Consider the following 21,851-nt stretch of genomic DNA (forward strand, 5'->3'; position numbering starts at 1 on the left):
GCCGCGCCTGCCGCTAGGAGAACAGGATGGTGGACAGGCCGCGCCGTCCGTCGCGCGCGACCTCGCTGGTCGGACCCGCCGCCTCGAAGATGGTCAGCAGCTGTTTGCGGGCCGCCTGTTCGTTCCACTCGCGGTCGGCGGCGACGATCTTCAGCAGGTGATCGACGGCGCCCTTCAGGTCGCCGCCCGCAGCCAGGGCCAAAGCCAGGTCGAAGCGCGCCTGATGGTCGTTGGCGTCGGCCTTCAGCTTCGCCTCCAGCTCGGCAGTGGCGGCGTTTTCAGGGGCGGATGAGGCCAGGCTCAGCTGCGCGCGCACGCTCTGCACCGCCGCATCGGTCGAGTCGGCCGGGGCCATGGCGATAGTCTGGCGCGCCTGTTCGGCGTCGCCGTCGGCCAGATAGACCCGCGCCATGCCGGCGATGCCCTTCTGGTTTTCCGGCTCGATGGTCAGCACCTCGGCGAAAGCCTGGGCGGCGCCGCCCAGATCGTTCAGGCCCAGCGATTCCTCGCCCAGCGACAGCAGTTTCTCGATGTCGGCGTTGCCGCCCTCGCCGCCGGTCAGCTTGTCAATAAAGGCGGCGATCTGGCTGTCCGGAATGGCGCCCTGGAAGCCATCGACCGGCTGGCCGTTGACGAAGGCGTAGACCGTGGGGATCGACTGAACCCGCAGCTGGCCCGCATAGGCCGGGTTCTTGTCGACGTCGATCTTGACCATCTTCACCGCCCCCTTGGCGGCGCGCACGGCCTTTTCCAGCGCGGGACCCAGGGTCCGGCACGGGCCGCACCAGGTCGCCCAGAAATCGACGATGACCGGCTGGGTCTTCGACGCCTCGATCACGTCCGTCATGAAGGAGGCGTCCGTGCCGTCCCTGATCAGGTCCTGGGGTGTGTTCAGCGTCGGGTCGGCGAAGGTCATGGTCGGGTCCGTGGTGGCGCGCAGGATTTGTAACGGATCAGATGGCGTCGGGATGCCTCGCCATCAAGCGCCGATCGGGAGGAAGTCGGGCGCACTGCCGCAGGATTTCAGACCCGTCGCCGAAAAAACAGGTCCGAATAGTCTGATTAGTCTGAAATGGGCCGGTTCGGCCCCTCAATCGGGGCCGGCCATAACAGAGCGTTGCGTCAGAAGGGGGCGGATCGATACCCTCTCCCAATGGGAGTGTTTATGGAGGGGAGCTCAGGAGGAACGGCGTCCGAACCTGATGAGGCCGAACGCCACGGCGAAGCCGACCAGCAGGCCGATCGCCATATTGTCGATCAGGGCGCCCAGGATGATTCCGCCGCAAATTCCAAGGACGAATGGCGGACCGTCCTTCTTGATGGAGGGCCCTGACGGCGGAGTCTGCGGGTCCGTCATTTGAGACCGTCCTGGGACAGGGTGTAGGCGACGATGGCGTTGGCGTGTCCGTGACCCAGGCCGTGGTCGGCCTTCAACATCGCCACCAGATCCATGTGTTTGGCCGGATAGGCGCCGCGGACGAGGTGCTGCCACTCGGCGATCGGACGTCCATAGGTCTTCTCGATGGACGGGAAGTAGGACGCCGGCCCCTTCACCTTGTCTTCAGCCATGCGCTCTCTCCCCCATCACAGCCAAACGATGATGTGGGCTGGCGTTCAAACCCGCAAGAGGTCCGTTTCCAGCGCATCGAAATCCACGACGATGGGGTCGCGGCCCAGCGCCTGCATGACCTTGCGGAAATCCGCCTGCGACAGGGCCGTGGTCGCGGTGTTGGTCAGGGGGTGGAAGTTGACGATGTCGGCGTCCCGCAGGCGGCGATCCAGCACGAAGGTGACGCGGCGGTCCACGTCGTTGATCAGGCCCAGAGCCGTGACCGAACCGGGGCGGACGCCCAGCGTCTCCCACAGCAGGGCTTCATTGCCGAACGACAGCCGGTCCGAGCCCATGGCCCGGTGGGCGCGTTTCAGGTCGATGATCGTGTCCTGACGCGCCGAGATCAGCCAAAGCCGGCCCTTCTTGTCCTTCAGGAACAGGTTCTTGGTATGGGCGCCGGGCAGTGCAGACTTGAGCTCCAGCCCCTCTTCCACGCGAAAGACGGCGGGGTGATCGTGGGTGGTCTGGGCGACGCCGCGATCGGCCATCCAGGCCAGCAGACGGTCGCGGTCGAAGGGCGGCTGATGCTGGGGCTCGGTCATGCTTTGACGGCTGGTCCGGACGAGGGCTAGGGAGGAGCCTTCCCTTGTTCGATACCCGCCGGAGCGCCCCCTTGGAACTGGAATGCTATCCGATGATGTCGCGGCCGTGTGACCTGGTCCCCGGTCGTCAGTCGCGCAACTGGATGGACGCCTTCATCGGTCGCCATCCTTATCGTTGCCTGCCGCTGAACATGGCCAACACCACGGGGTGGGAGATCCTGTGCCCGTTCGGCTTCACCGCCGAATGGAACGGCGGCCCGCGTCAGGAAGACATCACCATCACGCCGGACCGGCCCCAGCCCGAGCTGGAGCATTTCGTCACCTCGCACTTCTCCAGCGGGGTGCTGACGCTGCATCCGCAGTATCTGTTCCGCACGCCGCCGGGCTGGGGGATGCTGTGCTCGGGCGCGCCGAACCACATCAAGGACGGCATCCAGCCGCTGACGGGTCTGGTCGAGACGGACTGGTTGCCCTTCCCCTTCACCATGAACTGGCTGTTCACGCGCCCGGGCCGGGTGCGGTTCGAGAAGGGCGAGCCCTTCTGCTTCATCCAGCCGATCGAGCACAAGAAGATCGAGGCGTTCGAGCCGGTGATCCGCTCGCTGGAGTCCAACCCCGGCATGAAGGGCCAGTTCGAGGCCTGGAACCGCCAGCGCACCGACTTCAACAGCCGCCTGGCGTCGGGCGATCCCGATGCGGCCAAGGAGGCGTGGCAGCGGTTCTACTTCAAGGGCGAACTGCCCGAGGCGATGGGCGCCGCCCCGGCCCATGTGAACAAGCGCCGGCTGAAGACGCCCCGGGTCGGCTAGGAACGCCGCCAGAACGACAAACGCCGCCGTCCTTTCGGGCGGCGGCGTCTGCTGTTTCAGGCCGGATCAGTTCGCCGGGCGGACCACGCGCGGTCCCAGATTGTCCACCACCTCGCGGGCGTCAAAGGCGTTGGCGTCGTTGGCGGGCTTGCGGCCGCGTCCCATGACGATCTCGGCCGAGGCTTCGTAGCGGGTCACTTCCTGAACGTTGAAGTCATTGCCCCAGAAGGGGTCCCAGCGGCTCCAGTAGCCACGCCGCTGGAAGCGCCAGTAGGGGCTCCAGTACGGGCCGTAACGGCTGGAATAGAACGGATCAGGCTGGGTGTAGTAGCGGCTGTCGCGGTCGGTGGCGCGGTTCACCGTGGCGAACCAGTCATAGCCGCTCTGCAGCGTCACCTCGGCCGAGCGCAGCAGCAGCGACATCTCGACCTGCTCGCGCGAGGTCACCGAATTGCCGGCGAAGGTCACGCGATAGCGATCTTCCTGCAGCCGCATGTCGGAATAGCCGTAACGGCTGCCCTGACCGGCGGGCTGGTACGGGGTGGCCGTGGCGCAGGCGGCCAGGGCCAGTGCGGCGGTCGCCACGACGACCATCGGTTTCAGGGCGCGGAATTTCATGGAAATCTCCTTTGGGAGAGAGTCTGGCGCGATGACTCCTGAACGGCGCATGAATGCGCCGGTTCCGAAGCTTGGCAAGGGGCCTCAGAGCCGCAGTACGATCAGGCCGGCCGCCAGCATCAGCAGCACGCCGACCGCCACCCCGAACCCGCGCCTGAACCCGGGCCGCTGCATCCGCTCGGCGATGGCCGCCCCGCCCAGGCCGTAACCGCACATGGCCAGGCTATCCAGCACCACGGTGGTCGCCGCGAACAGCGCCAGTTGCGGCGCGGCGGGGCGCTGCATGTCGAGGAACGGCGGCAGAACGGCGGTGAAGAACAGGATAGCCTTGGGATTGGCGATCTGGACCATGAAGCCGTCGCGCACGGCGCTGCGGTTCAGGCGCGGCGCGCCGGGTTCGGGATCTTCGGGCGTGGCCGGGGCCTGGGCCTTCAGCGCGCCGATCAGCGCCTTGATCCCCAGCCAGGCGACGTAGGCCGCACCCGCGACGGCGATCAGGCGAAAGGCCTGCGGGAAGGCGGTGACCAGGGCGCCCAGCCCCAGGGCCGCGGCGCCGAACCAGACCAGGGTGGCGCTGTTCATCCCGGCCACGGCGGCCAGGGCCGCGCGCTTGCCACGCTGGGCGCCTGTAGCGACGGCGAAGACATTGGCCGGGCCGGGCGTCACCGCCATCACCGCCATGACCCCGACATATGCCAGGAACAGGTGCGGATCGACGGGCAGGTGCGGCGCGGTCATGGCGCGCGTGTCGGCCGAAGCCGGTGTGCGGTCAAGCGCCTGTGCGGCGGATCAGTCCGCGGCGCCGCGTTCGCGGTGATACTGGGCGACCAGGGCGTTGGTGACGCGGTGATCAGGGTCGGCGCTGTTGGCCTTCAACCCGGCCACGGCGGCGTCGGCGTTCGCGGCCGCCACATCGGCGTCGGCCCCGCCGACGGCGGCGTCGATATAGGTGTCCACCGATAGATCGACGGCCATCCGGGTCAGGCCGCCGATGGCGTCCATCAGGCCGGGGCTGCACGTCTCCCACACTTCCTTCAGGCGCAGCTCGCGTTCGGCCTCGCTCAGCGCCGCATCGGCCTTGATGGCGTTGAACTGCGGGTCCAGCCGGCCGTCGCAGACGACGGGCGCGCCGGGCCGGTTGGGCGTATCCAGCGGATCGGCCGTCGCGACCGTCGCGGCCAGCGACAGCCCGGCAAGGGCGAGGGAAAGCGGTTTCAGCATGGCGGTTCTCATTCCCCCTCCGCCTCTTCGACGTCGTCCATGGCGTCGGCCACGGCGTGAATGGCGTAGTCGGCCATCAGTCCATAGGTGACGACCTGATCGGGATCGTCGATGGCCCAGGCGCCGTTCCGGGCCATGCCCAGGGCCACAGCGCTGGTGGTCCGGGTCGCCTCGGCGACGATGGCGTCGATATCGAGCGAGGCCAGCGCCAGAGCCGCGATTTCGGCGGCGTGTTCGGTGGCCAGGGTGGTGAAGGTCTCGACCTCTTCGGCGTAGGCGTTCCACAGCGCTTCCAGCTCTTCCTCGCGCTCGCCCTCGCTCAGGCGACTGTCGGCGCGGATCGGCTCGGCCTGATCGCGGAAGGTCTGCATTCGCGCCTCGAAATCGGCGGCCGCGCGCTCCAGAGCGGCCTCGGCGGCGGTCTGGGCCGTTGTGGGGTCGCCGTCGAAAGCGGATGCGGACGTGGCGATCGCCATGGGCGCCAGCACCAGGGCGGCGGTCAGGGAAAGAACGCGGATCATGGCGGAGCTCCTGTCGGTGGCCGCAAAGTCCGCCCAACGTCACTCGCCGACAAGTGAAATCGCGGTAAGGCGCCCGCTCGTCGCAGTCAGCAGCGCTTCCGTCTCAATGCGGTTGCCGGAGCCAAGGTGATGGCCCCGCATCGTTGACGGCCCGCCTTAGGGCCAGTCGACGGAGGATTATATGAAAACGCTTCTCGCGATCCTGGCGCTCGCCGCAGCCTCTCCCGCCGTGGCCCAGCAGGCCGCGACCACTGAAGCCGCCCCGGCCGCCGCAACCCAGGCTGAAGGCGTGAAAGGGCTGGTCAACGGGATGGCCGTTATCTCGTCAGACGGCGGACGCGTGGCGGAAATCGCCTGGGCTTCGAAACCGACGGACTACGGTCCCAACCAGACCTTCTTCACTGAAGATCGATATATGAACTATCGCCGCATTTACGGCCGCGAAGCCTTCGTCGAGGGCGATACGGTCCGACTGCGCATGACGGCCGCCCAGTACCGGGCGCGGAGTCAGAACCCGGACGATTGATCGATCAGGGCGTTCGGCCGCGACACACTGTTCGCGGCCGAACGTCCGTTGTCAGACGTCCCGAGCGTCGCGCTTGGCCAGCACCCGCAGGCGCAGGGCGTTCAGCTTGATGAAGCCCTCGGCGTCGTGGTGATCATAGGCCTGGACGCCTTCCTCGAAGGTCACCAGATCCTGATCGTACAGGCTGTAGGGGCTTTCGCGGCCGATGACGGTGGTGTTGCCCTTGTAGAGCTTGACCCGCACCGTGCCGGACACCTTTTCCTGGCTCTTGTCCACCGCGGCCTGCAGCATCTCGCGCTCGGGCGAGAACCAGAAGCCGTTGTAGACCAGGTGGGCGTATTTCACCGCCAGCTCGTCCTTCAGGTGCATGGCGCCGCGATCCAGCGTGATCGACTCGATGCCGCGGTGCGCCGCCAGCAGGATGGTCCCGCCGGGAGTCTCATAGACGCCGCGCGACTTCATGCCGACGAAGCGGTTCTCGACCAGGTCCAGACGGCCGATCCCGTTGTCGTGGCCGTACTGGTTCAGGGCGGTCAGCAGGGTGGCGGGCGACATGGCCTCGCCGTTGATCGAGACGGCGTCGCCGCGCTCGAAGCCGATCTCGATGACCGTCGCCACATCCGGCGCGTCTTCCGGCGAAATGGTCCGCTGGTGCACGAACTCGGGCGCCTCGACGGCCGGATCCTCCAGCACCTTGCCCTCGGATGAGGAGTGCAGAAGGTTGGCGTCCACGCTGAACGGCGCCTCGCCGCGCTTGTCCTTGGCGATCGGGATCTGGTTCTTCTCGGCGAAGTCCAGCAGAGCTTCGCGGCTGCGGAACTCCCACTCGCGCCAGGGGGCGATGACGTGGATGTCGGGGTTCAGCGCGTAATAGCCCAGCTCGAACCGGACCTGGTCGTTGCCCTTGCCGGTGGCGCCGTGACAGACGGCGTCGGCGCCGACCTGACGCGCGATCTCGATCTGGCGCTTGGCGATCAGCGGTCGCGCGATCGAGGTGCCCAGCAGATATTGGCCTTCATACAGGGCGTTGGCGCGGAACATCGGGAAGACGAAGTCGCGCACGAATTCCTCACGCAGGTCGTCGATGAAGATGTTCTCGGGCTTGATGCCCAGCTTCAGCGCCTTTTCGCGCGCCGGCCCCAGTTCCTCGCCCTGGCCCAGGTCGGCGGTGAAGGTCACGACCTCGGCGTTATATTCGGTCTGCAGCCACTTCAGGATGATCGAGGTGTCGAGCCCGCCGGAATAGGCGAGGACGACCTTCTTGGGAGCAGCGGTCATGGCGAAAATCCTTGCAGGAGCGCGGGGAGGCGTTCGCGGCGCTTAAAGGACCAGACGGCCCGCGATGCAAGAGGCGCCGCGACCTACAGCAGATCGACCGGCAGGGTCTGGCTGGCCAGCAGGGTCTCCATCCCCTTCCAGTGATCCGGCCCCTGGCGCTCGACCCAGGCCTGAACCGTGTCGCGGCCCAGGCCATAGTTGATGACATAGCTGCGGTAGGTCTCGATGAAGCTGAGCCGCTGGGTCGCCCGATCGCGCGCCACCAGGCTGTATTTCTGCAGCCGGTCCAGCGTCGTCTCCCGATCCACCCGGCCCGACAGGAAGTCGTCCGCGATGGTGTATTCGGCCCGCGCCAGTTCGCGCGTCAGGCCCAGCACCTGGGCCTGAGCCTCGGCCGTGGCAGGGTCCAGCCCGGCCAGCGGATACAGGACGCGGCGTTCGAACTCGACCCGCTCATGGCCGGGGAAGGCCAGGTCGATGCCGTAGTTGGCGCTGCCCTCGGCGATGAAGGACATGGGGCTGTACAGCGGATAGACGCTCATCTCGATCCACCCCTTGTTCGTCACAAAGGTGCGTTCCAGCAGGGCATTATAGACGTGGTGGCCGGGATAACCCTCGTGGCAGCCCAGATCGACCGCCCGGTCGATATAGATGGGCAGGTCGGTGTTGATCTGGATCAGGCTGAAGGCCTTGCCCTTGTACCAGTTGTAGCCGGACCAGGGCTTGTCGTTGACAAACTCCAGGGTGAAGGTCTCGTCGGTCGGCAGGGGGATGTGGCGGGCGGTGCGCGCCTTGCACTCGGCGATGGCGGCCCGCATCACCGTGTCCAGCCGGTCCTTGGGAATGACGTAGCGCGACCGGAAGGCGGCGACCCGATCGGCCAGCGGCCCGTCGCCGGGGACCAGGGCGTCGATCCGCGCCAGGGTTGCGTCATAGCTTTCCAGCGGTTTCAATTCCGGCCGGACGCCGAACAGGGCCTCGGCCTCGTCCGCGAAGCCCATTTTCTCGCCCGCCAGCATCCGCAACCGGGCCGAGGCGGCCGAGACGTGGGCCAGCAGATAGGCGCGGCGTTGCAGGCCCTCGCGGTCCAGGCCCTGCGTCGGCATTGCGTTCAGGCGAGCGCTCAGGTCGGCGGCGGCGACCGACAACTGCGCCACGGTGCGGGGGCTGGCCTTCGCAGCTTCGGCCCAGTCCGCCGGGCCGTAATAGGCGTCGACATAGCCCGGTTCGCGCTCGCCGATCTCCAGAGTCAGGGCGACATAATCCCGTGCGGCGGCGTCCAGCGCGGCCATGACCGGAGAAGGCGAGGCGACAGCGGGCGGCCGGGCCGGGGTGGCGCACGCCGACAGCGACAGGCCGGCGACCGCCAGACCAAGCGAAAGACAGGCCAGCGAATTTCTGGCGAGAAGCCGGGTGCGCATCATCATCCCTCCCATAGGACAGTCGTGCGGACGCTAGGCCACGACCGCGCCCGCGCCAAGCTGCTGTCTTCGGGATTGAGCCCCTTTGGGATTGAGGCCGCACGCGTCCTCATGTAAGCACCGCCGTCCGGCCCTCGCGGCCACAGACGCACCCGTAGCTCAGCTGGATAGAGTACTGCCCTCCGAAGGCAGGGGTCAGAGGTTCGAATCCTCTCGGGTGCGCCATTCTTCTGCTCCCTCTGTCTTGGCCGTAAACAGGTCCGGGTTTAAAGCGGGCGCCTCCCTCTCCGACCTCCCGACAGGCTCCCTCCCCCATGTCTGCAGAATCCGCCCACGCGCCGCTTCCCGAGGGCCAGCCGGTCGGGCGGGTGATCGCCATGCCGGCGGACACCAATCCCGAGGGTGATATCTTCGGCGGTTGGCTGCTGGCGCAGATGGACCTCGCTGGGGCGACCCCGGCATTCGAGCGCGCGGGGGGGCGGTGCGCCACCGTGGCGCTGGACGGCATGGTCTTTCACCAGCCGGTCTCGGTCGGCGACGAGGTGTCGATCTACGCCAGGGTCGTGCACACCGGCCGCACCTCGATCCGGGTGCATGTCGAGGCGTGGAAGCGGTCACGCGGGCAAGCCGAGGCCCAATCGGTGCGGGTAACCGAGGGCGTCTTCACCTATGTGGCCATCGACGCCGAGCGCAAGCCGCGCCCGCTGCCCGACGACTCGAACGCATCTACGCCTCAGGCCGTCTGACGGCGCGATTACGATCAGCGCTCCCACCTCAGGCGCGAGCCGGTAAATGCGCCATCAAGGCCGAGAGCGACCTTTGCGCCGCTTGCCCCGTCCGTCGCCTCGCCGTAAGTCCGGGGCATGGCCCGCGCACCCCTGATCTGCCCGTCGATCCTCGCCAGCGACTTCGCCAAGCTGGGGGAGGAAATCCGTTCGCTTGAAAGCGCGGGGGCCGACTGGATCCATGTCGATGTGATGGACGGGCATTTCGTGCCCAACATCACCATCGGCCCGGACGTGGTGAAGGCGTTGCGTCCACACACCGCCCTGCCGTTCGACGTGCACCTGATGGTCGCGCCGGTCGATCCGTGGCTGGAGGCGTATCGCGAGGCGGGGGCTGATATCCTGACCGTCCATCCCGAGAGCGGTCCGCACGTCCACCGGACGCTGGGCCGCATTCGCCAGCTGGGCGCCAAGGCCGGGCTGGTGTTCAATCCGGGCACGCCGCTGTCGCTGCTGGAAGAGGTGGTCGATCTGGTCGATCTGGTGCTGATCATGTCGGTCAACCCCGGCTTCGGCGGCCAGAAATTCATCCCGACCTCGTTGACCAAGATCGAGCGCGCCCGCGCCATTCTGGATCGCGCCGGGTCGAAGGCGCATCTGCAGGTAGACGGCGGCGTGGTCGCCGACAACGCCGCCGCCTGCGTCGCGGCGGGGGCGGACGCCCTGGTCGCCGGCTCGTTCGTCTTCAAGGGCGGGCCGGACGCCTATGCCGCCAACATCAGGACGTTGAAGGAAGCGGCGTGAGCCCTGTGGGACCCTTCGCCCGCCCCGAGCCGCACAGCCCGCCGCCGGGCGAGATCCCCGGCCTGCGCGGCGCGCCCGTCCGCACGCCTGTCCGGTCTGCCGGCCCCGTCACCGGGCCGGGCCTGTGGCCGACCTTGGCGGGCCATCTGATCAGCCGCCAGTTCTGGGTCGAGCTGTACGGCCTGCCCGGCTACGGCCTGACGCTGAAGGGCCGCAAGGTCGAGGCGCTGGCCGCCACGCCGCGCGATTTCCGGCCAGTCGATGTGGAACGCGGGGCCGCCGCCCTGTCGGGGCGGTTCATCCTGGCGGAATCCAGCCTGGAGGCCATCGCGCCCGAGGATCCCTGGAACCGGCCCAGCCCCAGCCGGGCCTTCGCCACCGAATTGCACGCCTTCGCCTGGCTGCCCGGCCTGATGTTGCAGGGCGAGCGCGGCGCGCGCGAGGCGCTGCGCCTGACCCTGGCCTGGGCCGAGACCTTCGCCCGCTGGTCGCCGTTCGCCTGGGGGCCGCTGGTGCTGACCCGGCGGACGCTGAACCTGTCGTGCGCCGCCCGCCGCATGGGCACGGTGGCGACCGAGGCCGAACGGCTGCGGCTGACCGATCTTCTGGGCCGACACGCCCGCCAGCTGATGCGCCCGCCGGGCGGCGTGGCCACGCGAGCCGAACGACTGGTCGCCGCCGCCGTGGCCGGCTGCGTGCTGGCCGGTCCGACCGGCGCGGGGCTGCGTCGCAGGGCGTTGTCGCGCCTGCCGCGCGCGCTGGAGGCCGCCGTCGCGGCCGACGGCGTTCACGCCAGCCGTTCGCCCGAGGCGGGGCTGGAGCTGCTGCTGGACCTGCTGACGCTGGACGACGCCCTGGCCCAGTTGTCGGAGCCGACACCCGCCCCGGTCGCCGCCGCCATCGCCCGGCTGACCGCCGCCCTGCGCGTGCTGACCCTGCCGGATGGGCGTCTGCCCGCGCTTCAGGGGGGCGGCACCTCCAGCGTCGACCGGATCGCCGCCGCCCGCGCCCATGACGAGACCCCGGCCGAGGGTTCGGGCCACGTCGGCGGTTATGTGCGGATTCACAGCCCGCTGTTGACCATTCTGGCCGACGCCGCCGCCCCCGCGCGCGGGGCCTGGTCCGCCGCCGCCTGCGCCCAGCCGCTGGCGCTGGAGATCGTCTGCGGCCACGACCGGCTGATCACCAGCTGCGGCTGGACCCCGCGCGCGCCCGAACGGCAGGCCCTGCGTCTGGCGCCCGGCGCCTCGACCCTGACGCTGGGCGAGACCTCGCTGGCCGAGCCGCTGGGCGGCTGGAAGGGCGAGCTTCTGGGGTCGCGCCTGTTCGGCCATCCCTGGACCGTCAGTGAGGATCAGCGCGACGGCGACGGCGCCGTCTGGCTGGAGCTGGAGCATGACGGCTGGACCGCCGAATACGGCCTGGTCCACCAGCGGCGCCTGTATCTGGACCAGCGGCTGGACGAGCTGCGCGCCGAAGAGCGTCTGCACCCCGCCCCCGACCGCAAGCACGAGGTCCGCGCCATCGCCGCCCCCTGGGCCGTACGCTTCCAGCTGGAGCCGGGGGTCCAGGCCTCGCTGGCGCGCGACCGTCGCTCGATCCTGCTGCGTGGCCATTCGGGGCGCGGCTGGTGGTTCCGCACCGACGGCCCGGACGTGGCCATCGAACCGTCGGTCCACATCGACAACGGCCTGACCCGGCGCAGCCTGCAGATCGTCGTGCGCGGTTCGGCCCGCACCGACGGCGAGACCAAGGTCCGCTGGAAGCTGAGCCCCGCCGGCGCCGCCGACGATCCGCATTGATGATCCGTGCGCTGACGATCGGATGGATTCTGGTCGGGCTGGCCCTGTCCGCCCTTTGCCTGGCGGGCTTCATGGACGCCTATTGGGCGCATCGCGGCTGCTTCGACGCCGAGGGCCGCTGCTTCGATGCGGCGGAGGGCGTGGTTCGGCACCGTCAGTCCGGATTGGCTTGGGGCGCCGCCTCGGGCCTGTTCCTGGCGGCGGCGCTGGCGGGCGCCGTCGTATTTCGGCGCCAGGAAATACGGCGCAAAGGCTGACGCGGCCGGGGGATGGTGCTAGAGGCCGCGCCATCTCCCCTGCCCAACCATAACGGACGCCGCCATGCCCGCCGCTCCCGACTTTCCGCCCGCTCCGGACGCGATCAAGCCTGTCCGCGCGCTGATCTCGCTGTCGGACAAGGCAGGGCTGGAAGATGTGGCGCGCACCCTGGCGGGGCTGGGGGTCGAGCTGGTCTCAACCGGTGGGACCAAGGCGGCGATCGCGGGCTATGGCCTGCCGGTCAAGGACGTGGCCGACCTGACCGGCTTCCCGGAAATGATGGACGGCCGGGTCAAGACCCTGCACCCCGTCGTGCACGGCGGCCTGCTGGGCGTGCGCAACGCGCCGGCCCACGCCGCCGCCATGGCCGCGCACAGCATCGGCGCCATCGATATCGTCTGGATCGACCTCTATCCGTTCGAGAAGACGGTCGAAGACGGCGGCGGCTTCGAAGCGGCCATCGAGAACATCGACATCGGCGGCCCGGCCATGATCCGCTCGGGCTCTAAGAACCACGGCCACGTCGCCGTCGCCGTGGACGGCGAGAGCATCGGCCTGATCGTCGAGGCGCTGAAGGTTGACGGTTCGACCACGCTGGCCCTGCGCAAGTCGCTGGCCGCCCGCGCCTTCGCCCGCACCGCCGCCTATGACGCCGCCGTTTCCGGCTGGTTCGCCGCTCAGTTGAACGACGCCGCCCCGGCCCGCAAGTCGATCGCCGGCGCCCTGGCGCAAACCCTGCGCTATGGCGAAAATCCGCACCAGACCGGCGCCTTCTACCGCACCGGCGAACGTCGTCCGGGCGTGGCCCATGCCGAACAGGTCCAGGGCAAGGAGCTGGGCTACAACAACATCGCCGACGCCGACGCCGCCTATGAGCTGGTGGCCGAGTTCGAGGCCCCGGCCTGCGTCATCGTCAAACACGCCAACCCCTGCGGCGTGGCCGTCGGAAACACCCTGTCGGAAGCCTACGCCCGCGCGCTGGAATGCGACGCCGTCTCGGCCTTCGGCGGCGTCATAGCCGTCAACCGCCCGCTGAACGGTGACGACGCCCGCGCCATCACCGGTATCTTCACCGAAGTCGTCATCGCCCCCGGCGCGGATGAAGAGGCCAAGGCCGTCTTCGCCGCCAAGAAGAACCTGCGCCTGCTGATCACCGACGGCCTGCCCGATCCGCATGGCGCGGGCGAGGTCTTCCGCTCGGTGGCGGGCGGCTTCCTGGTGCAATCGCGGGATCGCTCGCTGATCAAGCCTGAAGACCTGAAGATCGTTACGCGTCGCCAGCCGACCTCGACCGAGATCCAGGACATGCTGTTCGCCTTCACCGTGGCCAAGCACGTCAAGTCCAACGCCATCGTCTACGCCAAGGACGGCCAGACGGCGGGCATCGGCGCCGGCCAGATGAACCGCCGGGACTCGGCCCGCATCGCCGCCATCCGCGCCAGGGAAGCCGGCGAGGCCAAGGGTCTGGCCCATTCGCTGGCCCAAGGCTCGGCCTGCGCGTCCGAAGCCTTCTTCCCCTTCGCCGACGGCCTGCTGGAAGCCATCGCCGCCGGCGCCACGGCGGTGATCCAGCCCGGCGGCTCGATGCGCGACGCCGAGGTCATCGCCGCCGCCGACGAGAACAACATCGCCATGGCCTTCACCGGTGTGCGGGTGTTCCGACACTGATCCCGCATTTCCTTCTCCCCTTGCGGGAGAAGGTGGGCGCCGGAGGCGCTCGGATGAGGGGTGCGGGCGCCCCCTATCCGAAGACATGAACCGCCGTCGGTCACGACCTTCCAGCCGCGCGCCGACACCCCTCATCCGTCTTGCTCCGCAAGCCACCTTCTCCCGCAAGGGGAGAAGGGAAGTTCAGCGCCCCGTCGAGCCGAAGCCGCCAGCGCCGCGCGCGGTTTCGTCCAGCGCGTCGACCTCTTCCAGTTTCGCCTGGGCATAGGCGGCGATGACCATCTGGGCGATGCGCTCACCCCGACGCACGACAAAGGGCTCGGCGCCCAGATTGGCCAGGATCACCCCGACCTCCCCGCGATAGTCGCTGTCGATGGTGCCGGGCGAGTTCAGGCACGTCAGGCCGTGCTTCAGCGCCAGGCCCGAGCGGGGCCGCACCTGCGCCTCGTATCCCGGCTGCAGTGCGATCTTCAGTCCCGTCGGCACCAATGCGCGCGCGCCCGGCGCCAGGGTCAGCGGCTGGTCCTCGGCCACGGCCGCGCGCAGATCCATCCCCGCCGAACCCATCGTCTCATAGGCCGGCAGCGGCAGGTCTTGGGCGTGCGGCAGGCGCTGGATCTGGACGATGGTCATGGGCGGTCGGCTCCGGTCAGGTGGGCGGCGATACGGTCGGCGAGACGGCGGGCCACCTCGATCTTGGACTGGCGCGGCCAGGGCTCGGCCCCGTCGCGGGTGAACAGGGTGACGGCGTTGGACTCGGCGCCGAACACATCGTCAGACACGTCATTGCCCACGATCCAGTCGCAGCCCTTGCGCGACAGCTTGGCCCGGGCGTTGGCTTCCAGATCCGTGGTCTCGGCGGCGAAGCCCACCACCAGGGCGGGCCGTTTCGGGCCGGGCGCGGAGACGCCCGCCAGGATGTCCGGGTTCTCGATCAGGGCCAGGGACGGCGGGCCGCCCGGCGCCTTCTTGATCTTGCCCGAGGCCACGCCATCGACGCGCCAATCGGCGACCGCCGCACTCATCACCGCGACGTCGGCGGGCAAGGCGGCCTGCACCGCCGCCTGCATTTCGGTGGCGGCCTCGACGAAGACGCGGCGCACGCGGGCGGGCGCGTCCAGCGCGACCGGGCCCGACACCAGCGTCACCTCGGCGCCCAGTTCGGCCAAGGCGGCGGCGATGGCGTAGCCCTGTTTTCCGCTGGATCGGTTGGTCAGGCCGCGCACCGGATCGATCGGCTCGAACGTCGGACCGGCGGTGACGACGACCCGCTTCCCAGTCAACGGGCGATGCGCGCCGCGATCCAGCTCGGCCGCGATGGCGCCCAGAATGGCGGGGGGTTCAGCCATCCGGCCAGGACCGTATTCGCCGCAGGCCATCTCGCCGTCGTCCGGCCCGACCACGGCGATGCCGTGCAGGCCAGGGAAGCTTTTCAATCGCGCAACGTTCGTCTGAACCGCCGGGTGGGTCCACATGCGGACATTCATGGCCGGGGCCAGCAGCACCCGCTTGTCGGTCGCCAGCAGGGTGGTCGAGGCCAGATCATCGGCCATGCCGTTGGCCGCCTTGGCGATCAGGCCCGCCGTCGCAGGCGCCACCACCACCAGATCGGCCCAGCGCGACAGTTCGATATGACCCATGGTCGTCTCGTCCTCGGGCGAGAACAGGGCCTGATGGGTCGGGAAGCCGGTGAGCGAGGCGATCGACAGCGGGGTCACGAACTCGGCCCCCGAAGCCGTCAGGATCACCCGCACCTGCCCGCCCGCCTTGCGGATCAGGCGGATCAGTTCCAACGCCTTGTAGGCGGCGATGCCGCCGCCGACGATCAGCAGGATCTTGCGACGGCTCAGATCGGTGGAGGGTGCGCTCATGCCCTTTCCTCTAGCCGAGGCGGATGACACGCGCAAAACAACCCCCGGCCGAGAAGAAAGAACATTGCACGAACTCCGCGCATCGGTCTAACGTCGGTTAACGAACTTTCGGGGAGGGGTCTTATGAAGTTCACCACCATCACGGCGGGGGCCGGTCTGGGTTTGGCGACGCTGGTGCTGGCCGCCTGCGACAACGGGCCGTCGGCGGTCGAGACGCGGGATCGGGCGGGCGAGGCGGCGCAAGCTGCGATGACCGCCGCGCCGGCGGTGCTGGAAACAGCAGAGGACCTGGCAGAGGCCAAGCCCGTCGTCACCGCCAACCGCCGCGAAACCGTCGACGCCAAGGTCGAGCGGTTGTTCCAGCGAAACGGCGCCGCGTTCGGCGCGCGGTCGGCCGAGGATTATCTGGCCAAGGTGCGGGCCTTCACCGGCACGCCGCCCCGCGACGCGGAAACGGCCAAGCGGCCCAATGGCGACACCCTGATCTATCAGGCCTCGACCAACACCTTTGCGGTGGTGGCGCGCGACGGCACGGCGCGGACGATGTTCAAGCCCGACGACGGCCCGGCCTACTGGGCCGAGCAACAGGCCAAGGCCCCCGAGTTCGGACGCCGTCGCGCCCAGAACTAGCCCAGGACTGATTCAGGACCGCTCGCCGTCCTCGCCCCGGCCCGTCATTTCGCGGATCAGGTCCAGGGCCAGCTTCTGCTGGCGCACCGACAGCTGCGGGGCCAGGCGACCGATCTCGATGGTGTGGCGGGTTGAGGGGAAGTCGTGGTCGAAGGCCGGGGCGTCGCCCTCGGCCATGCCCGGTCGTGCGGCGGTCAGCCCGTCGAAGAAATAGCCTATGTCGACCTTGAAGAAGCGCGCGATATCCCAGAGCTTGGACGCCGAAATCCGGTTGGCGCCCTTCTCGTACTTTTGAATCTGCTGGAAGGTCAGGCCCAGGGCGCGGCCCAGATCGCTCTGGTTGTAACCCAGCGCGATGCGTTTCTCGCACACCCGACGTCCCACATGACGATCTACCGGGTGGGGGCCGTCTTCGCCGCGTCCTCGGGCCATAGTGCTTTCCGTCCCACTTACAAAAGTGCAAGGCTTATTGCGCTTTTGCAAGGCCTTGTCATCTGCTTTTGCATACAACCTGTCGTGTCAGCAAACTCTATCAGCGGAGGCGCGGGGATACGTCGCGCCGCGACGCTGCGATCGCTGGAGCCAAGGCCGCCAACAGCATCAGCCAGAACAGCAGATCACCCAGCCGCCCATACAGGGTGACGCCGCGGGGCGCGGGCAGGCGGGCGTCGATGACCCCGCTCTCGCCGGGGTCCAGCCGCTGGCCTTTCACAACGCGCCCCCAAGGGTCGATCATGGCCGAAACGCCGGTGGGCGTGGCGCGCACAACCGGCAGGCCTGTCTCGATGGCGCGATAGCTGGCCAGGTTCAGATGCTGCAGCGGCCCCGACGTTTTTCCGAACCAGGCGTCGTTGGAGACATTGGCGATCCACGCCGGACGGTCAGCGCCGCCTGCAGGCGTAAAGCCGGGATAGAGGCTCTCGTAACAGATCAGCGGCTGCACCGACGGCGCATTGGCCAAGCGGATCGGCGACGGCCGGCGCCCAGCGGTGAAGTCGGCCGGCATATGGACCAGGCTGCGGATCCCCAGCCGGCTCATCAGCTGACCGACCGGCAGATACTCACCGAACGGCACCAGCCGGTGCTTGTCATAGACGGCGCTGATCCGCAGCCCCTCGCCGCCTTCATCATGCAGGGCGAACAGACTGTTGTAGTAACGGGCGCCATCCGGCGCGCCGGGATCGGGCTCACCTCGGGCCAGTCCCATCAGCAGGGTCTGGCCGGGTTTGAGCGCACGCGCGATGGCGGTCCCGTCCTCTGACGCGAAGACATCGTTGGCCGAGGCCGGCAGCGCCCCTTCAGGCCAGACCACCACATCGGGCAGCACGGCCCCCGATCGCGCGGTCAGGTTGACGTAACGATCGACGATGGAGCGATAGGCCTCGGGCGACCATTTCGATTCCTGCTTCACATCGGCCTGGACGATGCGGACCACCGTCGGCGTCAGCGTCGGGCGGGCGCCGGACAGCACCAGGGCGCCGCCCACGAACAGGGCGACCAGCACCATCAGCCCGCCCAGCGCTGAAACCGCCCGCGACCGGATCGGGTCAGGCCCCACCAGCGGTGCAAACGCGGAAACGGCCGCCACCGTGACCAGCCCCAGACCATAGACGCCGACCACGGCGGCGAACTGGGACGGCGCCGATCCTGCGGTCCAGCCGGCCCCCGCGGGGTTCCACGGGAACCCGGTCAGGATATGGCCGCGCAGCCACTCGAACAGGCTGAACAAGGCGGCGAAGACCAGCACCCGAACCACACCCTTCGGCGCGAACCGGCGATAAAGGGCGCAGGCGCAGCCCCAGAACAGGCCCAACCCCATCGGCAACAGGCTGGCCGCAAACGGCGCCATCCAGGCCTGGTCCCTGTTGACCAGAAACGCCTCGGCCACCCACCAGCAGCTGATAAAGAAATAGGCGAACCCCGCCAGCCATCCCATCCAGAAGGCGCCGCGGCTCGCGACCGACCGTTCGGACAGGATCAGCAGCAGCGGATAGCCCAGCAGTCCCGGCAGAAAGCCGAACGGCGGATGCGCCAGCGCCGCGCCAGCCCCGGCCAGCAGAGCCAGGGCGATGCGCCCGAAGCGAACCACCTGGGCGCGCCGATCGGTCGGGCGCGTCGTCGTCTCAGTCATGCTCATGCCCATAGGGGTCGGCGATGCCCAGTCCCGCCAGAATCTGGCGTTCCTCGGCCTCCATCTCCTCGGCTTCGGCGTCCACTTCATGGTCGCGGCCCAGCAGGTGCAGCACCCCATGCACCACCATATGCGACAGATGATCGGCCAGGGTCTTGCCCTGTTCGACCGCCTCTCGCGCGCAGACGCCATAGGCCAGGATCAGATCGCCCAAATGCGGAAAGGCGCTCTCGGCCGCCGGGAACGACAGGACATTGGTCGGCGCATCGCGGTCACGGAAACGGGTGTTGATGTCCCGAACCGCCGCGTCGTCCGCCAAGGCGATGACCACGTCGCCATGAACCGCGCCCAGCGCCGCCAGAGCCGCGCGTTCGACATGGGCCGCCGCGCCGGGCAGGGCCGCAGTCCAGGCGTCGTCCTCAATCTCGACCTCGATCATGCGCCCGCGGCCAACTCAGGATCTTCCAGATCCACAGGCGGACGGCCACGCGCCGAGTCGGCGTCATAGGCCCGCACGATCCGCTCGACCATGGCGTGGCGCACTACATCCTCGGCCTTGAACTGCTGGACGCCCACGCCCTGGACGTCCTTCAGGATCCGCAAGGCGTGCGCCAGACCGGAATCACGCGGGTTCAACAGATCGATCTGCGACGGGTCGCCGGTGACCACCATCCGCGCGCCCTCGCCCAGCCGGGTCAGCACCATCTTCATCTGCAGGCGCGAAGTGTTCTGCGCCTCGTCCACGATGATGAAGGCGTGGCTCAGCGTCCGGCCGCGCATGAAGGCGATGGGCGCGGCCTCGATCTCGCCCTTCTCGCGCCGGCGGCGCACGTCGTCGACGCCCAGGATGTCGTTCAGCGCCTCCCAGATCGGGGCCAGATAGGGATCGACCTTCTCGTTCAAGTCGCCTGGCAGGAAACCCAGCTTCTCGCCCGCCTCGACCGCCGGGCGGGTGATGACCAGCCGGTCCACCTGCCCCCGCCGCAGCAGGGAAGCGCCGTAAGCCGCCGCCAGAAACGTCTTGCCCGTACCCGCCGGACCGACGCCGAAGGTCAGCTCGCAGCGGCTCAACAGATCGATGTAACGCGCCTGGGCCGCCGTCTTGGGCGCGATGGCGCCGCGCCGTCCGACCGGCAGGGCCACGGCGTCCGGCACAACCCTGCCCGACGAAGGCCGCTGGTCGTCGCGCGGCTGGGACACGGCGGCGCCAAGAGCGGTGCGGACATCGGCTTCGGTGATTTCGGCGCCGGTGTCGGCGCGCTTGGCCAGTGTTTCGACCACACGTTTGGCCTGCGCCCTGTCGCGCGCGGATCCATTAATCGACACGCCGCCGCCGGGCGTCTCGATCAGCACCTTGAAGGCGTCCTCGATCAGGGCGACGTGACGGCTGTTGGGGCCGATGACCGCGCGCAGGGCGCGATCGTCCAGTGACAGGAATTCAGACTCGCGCGCCATCAGCTCTCCATCGTCGGGATCAGTCGGCCGGTCAGACTGTTCTGCTGGCCACTCAGGATTTCGACCTGAACGATCTGGCCGATCAGATGATCCGCGCCATCGACGTGGACCGATTGCAGATAGGGCGAGCGGCCGATGGCCTGGGCGCCGTGGCGGCCCTTCTTCTCGAACAGCACCGGCAGGACGCGGCCCGCCAGCGAGGCGTTGAACGCGATCTGCTGTTCCGTCAGCAAACCCTGCAACGCATGCAGCCGCTCGCGCATGACCTGCGCCGGAACCTGGACGCCCATGGTCGCGGCGGGGGTGCCCGGTCTCGGCGAATACATGAAGGAGAAGGCCCCGGCGTAGGTTACGCGCCGCACCAGATCCATCGTGTCCTCGAAATCGCGATCCGTCTCGCCGGGGAAGCCGACGATGAAGTCGCCCGCCATCGCCATGTCCGGCCGAGCGTCGCGGATACGGTCGATCAGGTCGAGATATTTCTGCCGCCCGTGCTTGCGGTTCATCAACCGCAAGATGCGGTCCGACCCCGCCTGAACCGGCAAATGCAGATAGGGCATCAGCGCGTCCAGTTCGCCGTGCGCGGCGATCAGGTCGTCCGACATGTCGTTCGGATGGCTGGTCGTATAACGGATGCGGTCCAGGCCGGGGATTTCGGCCAGGGCATAGGCCAGTCTGGCCAGGGTGAACGGCTGTCCGTCCGGCCCCTCGCCGTTATAGGCGTTGACGTTCTGACCCAGCAGGGTGACCTCGCGCACGCCGCGATCGGCCAGGGCCCGCGCCTCGTCCAGCACCGCCGCGACCGGCCGCGACCATTCGGCCCCGCGCGTATAGGGCACGACGCAGAAGGTGCAGAATTTGTCGCACCCTTCCTGCACCGTCAGGAAGGCGGTGACGCCGTCGCCGCCGCGTTCCGCAGGCAGGGCATCGAACTTCTCATGCGGCGCGAAATCGGCGCCGATACGCTCGCCCCGCGCCCGGGCGGTGCGGGTCAGCAGTTCGGGCAGCTGGTGATAGGCCTGCGGGCCGACGACCAGATCGACCGCCGGCTGGCGCTTCATGATCTCCTCGCCCTCGGCCTGGGCGACACAACCGGCGACGGCGATGGTCATGCCGCCACGCCCGGCCGCCAGTTTGGCCTCGCGCATCTGTTTCAGTTTGCCGAGCTCGGAATAGACCTTTTCCGCCGCCCTTTCGCGGATGTGGCAGGTGTTCAGGATGACGAAGTCGGCGCTCTCTGGCGTGTCGGTCGGCGCATAGCCCAGCGGGCGCAGCACATCGGCCATGCGCTCACTGTCATAGACATTCATCTGGCAGCCGTAGGTCTTGATGAACAGCCGCCTGGCCGGGGCGTGGTCCATCGTCTCAACGGGCATGTCGAGCGTATCGGTCATGCAGGTCTTCTAGTGCGCCAGAACGCGTCGCGCCATTGGCGCCGGACTACGCGCGTCGGACAAGCCGTCGTCAGGTGTCGAGGGTGTCGGGATCGACCTTGGCGACGTGGCGCTTGTAGATCAGGCCCTCACGCTCGGTCGGGGCGGCGCCGGGGATGGCGTGGCCATAAAGCTCCAGCTTGTGGCCGACCAGTTCATAGCCCAGCTTGCGCGCGATCTCGGTCTTCAGCCGCTCGATCTCGGCGTCGAAGAATTCGATCACCTCGCCCGTGCGGGTGTCGATCAGGTGATCGTGGTGATCGTCGCCGGCTTCTTCATAGCGGCTGCGGCCATCGCCGAAGTCATGCTTCTCGACCACGCCGGCCTCTTCGAACAGGCGCACGGTGCGGTAGACGGTGGCGATGGAGATGTGCGGATCGATGGCGGAGGCGCGACGATACAGCTCCTCCACATCCGGATGGTCTTCGGCGTTCGACAAGACGCGGGCGATCACGCGTCGCTGTTCGGTCATGCGCATGCCGCGCTCGGCGCAAAGTTTTTCGATCCGGTCCATGCAGGCAGGATA

At 68.4% G+C, this 21,851-nt stretch carries 26 protein-coding genes and 1 tRNA gene; 9 read left to right on the plus strand and 18 right to left on the minus strand.

Features of this window, described 5'->3' with window-relative positions; all coding sequences use genetic code 11:
* Nucleotides 1-13: 13 nt before the first annotated feature.
* The 4 genes from trxA to EON91_RS05375 all read right to left on the minus strand — a co-directional run bounded on the left by trxA (nt 14) and on the right by EON91_RS05375 (nt 2,154).
* Entirely contained in the window at nt 14-916 is a 903-nt protein-coding gene (gene trxA / locus EON91_RS05360) for a thioredoxin (protein WP_292092224.1), read from the minus strand.
* 261 nt (nt 917-1,177) lie between these two features.
* Entirely contained in the window at nt 1,178-1,357 is a 180-nt protein-coding gene (locus EON91_RS05365; protein WP_292092227.1) for a hypothetical protein, read from the minus strand.
* Nucleotides 1,354-1,569: a DUF4287 domain-containing protein gene (locus EON91_RS05370; protein ID WP_292092230.1), complete on the minus strand. Its 216-nt coding sequence runs from the start codon at nt 1,567-1,569 to the stop codon at nt 1,354-1,356. Before EON91_RS05370 ends, EON91_RS05365 begins: the two co-directional genes overlap by 4 nt.
* A gap of 45 nt (nt 1,570-1,614) precedes the next feature.
* The gene (locus EON91_RS05375; RefSeq protein WP_292092233.1) at nt 1,615-2,154 is read right to left on the minus strand and encodes a prolyl-tRNA synthetase associated domain-containing protein; all 540 of its coding nucleotides are present in this window, start codon (nt 2,152-2,154) and stop codon (nt 1,615-1,617) included.
* A gap of 71 nt (nt 2,155-2,225) precedes the next feature.
* Between EON91_RS05375 and EON91_RS05380 the strand changes: the two genes are divergently transcribed.
* Nucleotides 2,226-2,963: a DUF6065 family protein gene (locus tag EON91_RS05380; protein WP_292092288.1), complete on the plus strand. Its 738-nt coding sequence runs from the start codon at nt 2,226-2,228 to the stop codon at nt 2,961-2,963.
* A 66-nt stretch (nt 2,964-3,029) separates the two neighbouring features.
* Here the strand turns inward: EON91_RS05380 and EON91_RS05385 are convergent, their stop codons facing one another.
* The 4 genes from EON91_RS05385 to EON91_RS05400 all read right to left on the minus strand — a co-directional run bounded on the left by EON91_RS05385 (nt 3,030) and on the right by EON91_RS05400 (nt 5,323).
* Nucleotides 3,030-3,581, minus strand: coding sequence for a hypothetical protein (locus tag EON91_RS05385; RefSeq protein ID WP_292092235.1), 552 nt, complete (start codon nt 3,579-3,581; stop codon nt 3,030-3,032).
* An 84-nt stretch (nt 3,582-3,665) separates the two neighbouring features.
* Nucleotides 3,666-4,319: a LysE family translocator gene (locus tag EON91_RS05390; RefSeq protein WP_292092236.1), complete on the minus strand. Its 654-nt coding sequence runs from the start codon at nt 4,317-4,319 to the stop codon at nt 3,666-3,668.
* A 51-nt stretch (nt 4,320-4,370) separates the two neighbouring features.
* On the minus strand, nt 4,371-4,802 hold the full coding sequence (locus EON91_RS05395; protein ID WP_292092239.1) for a hypothetical protein: 432 nt from the start codon (nt 4,800-4,802) through the stop codon (nt 4,371-4,373).
* Nucleotides 4,803-4,810: 8 nt separating this feature from the next.
* Nucleotides 4,811-5,323 (minus strand): hypothetical protein, encoded by a 513-nt coding sequence (locus EON91_RS05400; RefSeq protein WP_292092240.1) that lies wholly within the window; start codon nt 5,321-5,323, stop codon nt 4,811-4,813.
* A gap of 181 nt (nt 5,324-5,504) precedes the next feature.
* Between EON91_RS05400 and EON91_RS05405 the strand changes: the two genes are divergently transcribed.
* Complete coding sequence (locus EON91_RS05405) at nt 5,505-5,849, plus strand: hypothetical protein (protein ID WP_292092242.1); 345 nt, start codon at nt 5,505-5,507, stop codon at nt 5,847-5,849.
* A 51-nt stretch (nt 5,850-5,900) separates the two neighbouring features.
* Here EON91_RS05405 and EON91_RS05410 read toward each other — a convergent pair whose 3' ends face one another.
* Together EON91_RS05410 and EON91_RS05415 are read right to left on the minus strand one after the other, a co-directional pair.
* Nucleotides 5,901-7,127 (minus strand): argininosuccinate synthase, encoded by a 1,227-nt coding sequence (locus tag EON91_RS05410; RefSeq protein WP_292092244.1) that lies wholly within the window; start codon nt 7,125-7,127, stop codon nt 5,901-5,903.
* A gap of 83 nt (nt 7,128-7,210) precedes the next feature.
* Nucleotides 7,211-8,548: a hypothetical protein gene (locus EON91_RS05415; RefSeq protein WP_292092246.1), complete on the minus strand. Its 1,338-nt coding sequence runs from the start codon at nt 8,546-8,548 to the stop codon at nt 7,211-7,213.
* Between the two features lie 148 nt (nt 8,549-8,696).
* On the opposite strand from EON91_RS05415, the gene EON91_RS05420 reads away from it, so the two are divergent.
* From EON91_RS05420 to purH, 6 genes are all read left to right on the plus strand, one after another.
* Nucleotides 8,697-8,773: transfer RNA gene (locus EON91_RS05420), tRNA-Arg, on the plus strand.
* Nucleotides 8,774-8,862: 89 nt separating this feature from the next.
* Nucleotides 8,863-9,294: an acyl-CoA thioesterase gene (locus EON91_RS05425; protein WP_292092247.1), complete on the plus strand. Its 432-nt coding sequence runs from the start codon at nt 8,863-8,865 to the stop codon at nt 9,292-9,294.
* 117 nt (nt 9,295-9,411) lie between these two features.
* A complete protein-coding gene (gene rpe, locus EON91_RS05430) occupies nt 9,412-10,077 on the plus strand; it encodes a ribulose-phosphate 3-epimerase (protein WP_292092248.1) in 666 nt (221 codons plus the stop codon).
* A complete protein-coding gene (locus EON91_RS05435; protein WP_292092249.1) occupies nt 10,074-11,879 on the plus strand; it encodes a heparinase II/III family protein in 1,806 nt (601 codons plus the stop codon). Before rpe ends, EON91_RS05435 begins: the two co-directional genes overlap by 4 nt.
* Complete coding sequence (locus EON91_RS05440) at nt 11,879-12,136, plus strand: hypothetical protein (protein WP_292092252.1); 258 nt, start codon at nt 11,879-11,881, stop codon at nt 12,134-12,136. The genes EON91_RS05435 and EON91_RS05440 overlap by 1 nt, the downstream gene beginning before the upstream one ends.
* A gap of 64 nt (nt 12,137-12,200) precedes the next feature.
* Nucleotides 12,201-13,805, plus strand: a complete 1,605-nt coding sequence (purH, locus tag EON91_RS05445) for a bifunctional phosphoribosylaminoimidazolecarboxamide formyltransferase/IMP cyclohydrolase (protein ID WP_292092254.1) — start codon at nt 12,201-12,203, stop codon at nt 13,803-13,805.
* A gap of 183 nt (nt 13,806-13,988) precedes the next feature.
* Here the strand turns inward: purH and dut are convergent, their stop codons facing one another.
* A complete protein-coding gene (gene dut / locus EON91_RS05450) occupies nt 13,989-14,438 on the minus strand; it encodes a dUTP diphosphatase (RefSeq protein WP_292092256.1) in 450 nt (149 codons plus the stop codon).
* Complete coding sequence (gene coaBC / locus EON91_RS05455; protein ID WP_292092258.1) at nt 14,435-15,676, minus strand: bifunctional phosphopantothenoylcysteine decarboxylase/phosphopantothenate--cysteine ligase CoaBC; 1,242 nt, start codon at nt 15,674-15,676, stop codon at nt 14,435-14,437. The genes dut and coaBC overlap by 4 nt, the downstream gene beginning before the upstream one ends.
* A gap of 123 nt (nt 15,677-15,799) precedes the next feature.
* Here coaBC and EON91_RS05460 point away from each other — a divergent pair, with 123 nt between their 5' ends.
* Nucleotides 15,800-16,306, plus strand: a complete 507-nt coding sequence (locus EON91_RS05460) for an S-type pyocin family protein (protein ID WP_292092260.1) — start codon at nt 15,800-15,802, stop codon at nt 16,304-16,306.
* Nucleotides 16,307-16,318: 12 nt separating this feature from the next.
* On the opposite strand, the gene EON91_RS05465 is transcribed toward EON91_RS05460, so the two are convergent.
* From EON91_RS05465 to EON91_RS05490, 6 genes are all read right to left on the minus strand, one after another.
* Complete coding sequence (locus EON91_RS05465) at nt 16,319-16,738, minus strand: helix-turn-helix domain-containing protein (protein ID WP_292092261.1); 420 nt, start codon at nt 16,736-16,738, stop codon at nt 16,319-16,321.
* Nucleotides 16,739-16,838: 100 nt separating this feature from the next.
* Nucleotides 16,839-18,437, minus strand: a complete 1,599-nt coding sequence (gene lnt, locus EON91_RS05470) for an apolipoprotein N-acyltransferase (protein WP_292092263.1) — start codon at nt 18,435-18,437, stop codon at nt 16,839-16,841.
* Nucleotides 18,430-18,876 (minus strand): rRNA maturation RNase YbeY, encoded by a 447-nt coding sequence (gene ybeY, locus EON91_RS05475; protein WP_292092264.1) that lies wholly within the window; start codon nt 18,874-18,876, stop codon nt 18,430-18,432. The genes lnt and ybeY overlap by 8 nt, the downstream gene beginning before the upstream one ends.
* Nucleotides 18,873-19,892 (minus strand): PhoH family protein, encoded by a 1,020-nt coding sequence (locus tag EON91_RS05480; protein ID WP_292092267.1) that lies wholly within the window; start codon nt 19,890-19,892, stop codon nt 18,873-18,875. The genes ybeY and EON91_RS05480 overlap by 4 nt, the downstream gene beginning before the upstream one ends.
* Nucleotides 19,892-21,253, minus strand: a complete 1,362-nt coding sequence (miaB, locus tag EON91_RS05485) for a tRNA (N6-isopentenyl adenosine(37)-C2)-methylthiotransferase MiaB (RefSeq protein WP_292092289.1) — start codon at nt 21,251-21,253, stop codon at nt 19,892-19,894. Before miaB ends, EON91_RS05480 begins: the two co-directional genes overlap by 1 nt.
* 103 nt (nt 21,254-21,356) lie before the next feature.
* Nucleotides 21,357-21,839: a Fur family transcriptional regulator gene (locus EON91_RS05490; protein ID WP_292092268.1), complete on the minus strand. Its 483-nt coding sequence runs from the start codon at nt 21,837-21,839 to the stop codon at nt 21,357-21,359.
* Nucleotides 21,840-21,851 lie beyond the last annotated feature (12 nt).

Origin of the sequence: Brevundimonas sp. (assembly GCF_004210735.1) — a bacterium.
Lineage (GTDB): Bacteria > Pseudomonadota > Alphaproteobacteria > Caulobacterales > Caulobacteraceae > Brevundimonas.